This is a genomic window from Caldisericota bacterium, assembly GCA_034717215.1.
Classification (GTDB): domain Bacteria; phylum Caldisericota; class Caldisericia; order Caldisericales; family Caldisericaceae; genus UBA646.
In genome coordinates, this window is record JAYELD010000168.1 from 1 (window position 1) to 4119 (window position 4119).

General features: G+C 36.4%; 3 protein-coding genes. All 3 read right to left on the bottom strand.

Annotated features, from left to right (window positions below; all coding sequences use genetic code 11):
* Positions 1-1262 (bottom strand): arginine--tRNA ligase (argS, locus tag U9Q18_06885; protein MEA3314084.1); only part of this gene is annotated, 1262 nt, incomplete at its 3' end.
* On the bottom strand, positions 1249-2712 hold the full coding sequence (gcvPB, locus tag U9Q18_06890) for an aminomethyl-transferring glycine dehydrogenase subunit GcvPB (GenBank protein ID MEA3314085.1): 1464 nt from the start codon (positions 2710-2712) through the stop codon (positions 1249-1251). The genes gcvPB and argS, both read right to left, overlap by 14 nt.
* Positions 2709-4049 carry an aminomethyl-transferring glycine dehydrogenase subunit GcvPA gene (gcvPA, locus tag U9Q18_06895; GenBank protein ID MEA3314086.1) on the bottom strand — a complete coding sequence of 447 codons (1341 nt, stop codon included), beginning with the start codon at positions 4047-4049 and terminating at the stop codon, positions 2709-2711. Before gcvPA ends, gcvPB begins: the two co-directional genes overlap by 4 nt.
* Positions 4050-4119 lie beyond the last annotated feature (70 nt).

The following is a 4119-nucleotide window of genomic DNA, read 5'->3' on the forward strand; positions in this document are numbered from 1 at the left end:
TCAATAGATTCTCTCTTTGCAAGATCTATATCAAAATTAAGATGTGTGTCACTGCTCTTTAAAAGAAAAAAGAAACGAGCAGCATCCCTCCCCACTTCATTAATGAGTTCTTCCAGAGTAACAAAAGTACCTGAATGTTTTGACATCATTACTTCTTTTCCGTCCTCAAAAAGATGAACAATCTGATATATGACAATGCCAAGAAAATCTTCAGGTAATCCCATCCCTTGAATAAGAGCCTTCATCGGAGTAATATGTCCAAAATGATCAGCGCCCCAAACATCAATGGCCTTTCTAAAACCTCGGTCCCACTTGTTTTTATGATATGCAGCATCTACCAAAGTATAAGTAGGCTCTCCTGTCCCTCGTACAAGTACTCTATCTTTATCATCACCAAACAGAGTAGACTGAAACCAAAGAGCATCATCTTTCTCATACGTATATCCAGACTTCTTAAAAATTTCAGTTACCCTGTCCACTTCGCCACTGGAGTATAAAGAGGATTCATAAAACCAACTATCAAACGCTACCCCAAATTTTTCAAGCGACTCTTTAATGCGGTACATCATCTTTTTTTTGCCTATCTCCTGAATTTTATCGATGAGTGGATGGCTTTCGTTATCTAGCAAACTATCGCCATAATCATTGAATATTTCTGTAGCTATATCCTCAATATAAGCACCCCTATACGCTTCTTCAACAGGTTCTGCTTTTTTACCTAATTTTTTCATATAGTAACATACAATAGATTTTGCAAAAAGATTCATCTTGCTCCCTGCATCATTTACATAGTATTCCTTTATTACATCAAATCCTTCTACTTTAAGTAAATTGCCAAGAATATCTCCGATAATACCGCCTCGTCCATTTCCTACATGCAGAGGCCCGGTAGGATTTGCACTGACAAATTCCACTTGAACTTTCACACCATTTCTTTCTTTATAAAAATATTTCTCGCCTTTTTTCTCTAACTCCTGCAAGAAATTCCTGTACACAGATAGTGCAAAAGAGAAATTCAAGTATCCGGGGCTTGCAGCAGAAATTGATGTAAAATAAGGAAAATTTAAATGTTTAGAAATTTCCTCGGCTATGGAAAATGGTGATTTATGCAATAGCTTAGCTAAATCAAATGGAACAGTCGTTGAAAAATCTCCAAACCCTTCAGGAGAAGGAGCAAGGAGTACATCAGGAATTTTTGAAATGCCAGGATATATCGATTTTATTGCATTTTGAATAATCTTTTCTAAATTATTTATCTTCATTTATTTCCTTAAATATTAATGTTGGATTTTTTACTGCACGTACTTCATCAGGTCTACTAACAAGTGTCGTATGAGGTGCCTGTTTAACAATCTCTGCATGTGTCTTTATCTCTTCAGCTATTTTAATCATCGTGTCAATAAATAGATCAATATTTTCTTTTGACTCTGATTCAGTTGGTTCAATCATAATAGTTTCTTCGGCATATGGCTCAAAGTGAGGAAAATAAATTGTAGGTGGATGAAAACCATAATCCATAAGCCTTTTTGCAATATCAAGCGTTTTCACGCCGTACTCCTTATATTCCCGTCCTGTAAGCACACATTCATGCATACAGAATCGATCGTAAGCAGGCTTATAAAATTTCCTTAACTTACTCATAACATAATTTGCATTAATAATACTTGTTTCAGCTGTTTCTTTAAGCCCTTCATCTCCCATAGAAAGAATCCATACATAAGCCTTGAGAAGTACAGAAAAATTACCAAAAAAAGCTCTTAGTCGACCAATACTCTTTTCCCCTATATCCTCAAAAAAATATTTCTCCCCATTATAAGAAACAATAGGTGTCGGCAAATACTGGATGAGATGTTTTTTTACTCCAACAGGCCCAGCGCCTGGACCCCCTCCACCATGCGGAGTAGAAAATGTTTTATGTAAGTTTAAATGAGCAATATCAAAACCAGCATCACCCGGTCGCGCAATGCCAAGTAAGGCATTAAGATTGGCTCCATCGTAGTAAAGAAGTCCACCTTTACTATGCACAACTTTCGCTATTTCTTCTATATTTTCATCGAAAAGCCCAACTGTATTAGGATTTGTAAGCATCAACCCTACTGTTTCTTCGTCCATTAACTTACGCAATTCTGCTAAATCAATACCACCCCTCTCATTTGACTTCACCTCGACCACGTTAAAACCAGCCATAGCAGCAGATGCAGGGTTAGTTCCATGAGCAGAATCAGGAATAAGCATTTTGTGACGAAGTTCTCCTTTGTCCATAAAATATTTGCGCATGATCAATACCCCTGCAAGTTCACCATGAGCACCAGCAGCAGGAGAAAGAGTAAATTGATCCATACCAGTAATCTCAGACAAATATTGATTTAACTCATACATTACTTGCAAGCTCCCTTGAATAAAATCTTCGTCAACACACGGATGTGCATAGATAAAATTATCAAGCAAAGCAAGATGTTCATTAAGTTTCGGGTTATATTTCATCGTGCAAGAACCGAGAGGGTAAAAACCATCATCCAATCCATAATTAAGTTTGGAGAGTGCCGTAAAATGCCGTACTACACCCACTTCTGAAACTTCAGGAAGTTCTTTTTTAGTACGCGATAAAGCATGCTCCGGAATACAATCTTTAAGAGAAATTTCTTTATACGAATCTTCCCTTAAAAAATAACCCTTTCTGCCCTTTACGCTTTTCTCATATATAAGTTTCAATGTGATACCCCAAGCATTTCAGCTATCCTATCTAACTCTTCTCGTTTTAAAATTTCTGTGACAGTAAATAGCAGGTAATTTTCACACTTTTTATAAAATTTATCAACACGAAGTGGCGGCACAAATGATTTCCTGAATAATCTATTTTTCAATTCATCTATATCTATTTTGCTCTTTACAACAAATTCATTAAAAAAAGGGTATTCAAAAATCTCAAAATTATTTGTTTCAGTGAGTTTTCTTTTTAAATAGTGAGCAGCTTTTGTATTAAGCAGAGCGACCTGATATAATCCATTCTTTCCTAAAAGAGATAAATATACATTTGCAGCTACAATATTTAACGCATGATTTGAACAAATGTTCGATGTTGCCTTTTCCCTCTTTATATCTTGCTCTCTCGCCCTCATTGTCATTACAAAAGCACGTTTCCCATTTTTGTCCACCGTTTCTCCCGCTATTCTGCCAGGTAATTGTCTTAAGAATCTCGTCTTAGTTGCAAGGTATCCGTTATACGGACCTCCAAAATTCAAATCCATACCAAACGATTGAGATTCCCCGGCAACAATATCCACGCCCATATCAGCAGGCGCAGTAAGCAATCCTAAAGAAATACTTTCTGCAATAGAGTGAATAAGTAAAGCCCCAGTATCATGTATTTCAGAAGCAATGGTAGCAATATTTTCAATGCCCCCAAAAAAATTAGGACTCTGCACAACTACCGCTGCTGTGTTGCCCTTTAACAAATTTTTCAGGTTAAAAAAATCAGTACATCCCTTATCAAACGGAAGCTCAATAATTTCTATATCGTGAGGTTTAGTATAGGTAGCAATTACTTCTCTATAATGTGGGTGCACAAGAGAAGAAACTATTATTCTATTCTTATGAGTAATCCTTACTGCCATAAGCACTGCCTCAGCAACAGCAGATGCTCCATCGTAAAGAGAAGGGACAACAACGTTCATTCCAGTAAGCCTCGCAAGATGTGTCTGAAGCTCAAACATAGATTGTAAATTTCCTTGGCTAATCTCTGGCTGATAAGGAGTATAGGATGTATAAAATTCTTCTCTTGAAACAATTGCTTTAACAACTTCTGGTATATAGTGTCTATACGCACCTGCACCGATAAGGTGTTTAAAAGAAAAAAAATTCACGTTCTTCTCAGCAACCAAATGTACCTGCTCCTTTATTTTCTCCTCGTCAAAAGGTCCAGGTATACTTAAAGCTCTTTTTAATCTTATATTTTCAGGAATATCTTTTATAAGTTCATTAAAAGAAGAAACGCCTATTTCCTTTAACATCCCCTTTTTTTCGTTATCTGTATTCGGGATGTATTTCATTTTATCACTCTTTCCGGTATTCTGAATATTCCTCGGCACTCATTAAATTATTTACTTCACTCGAATCCTC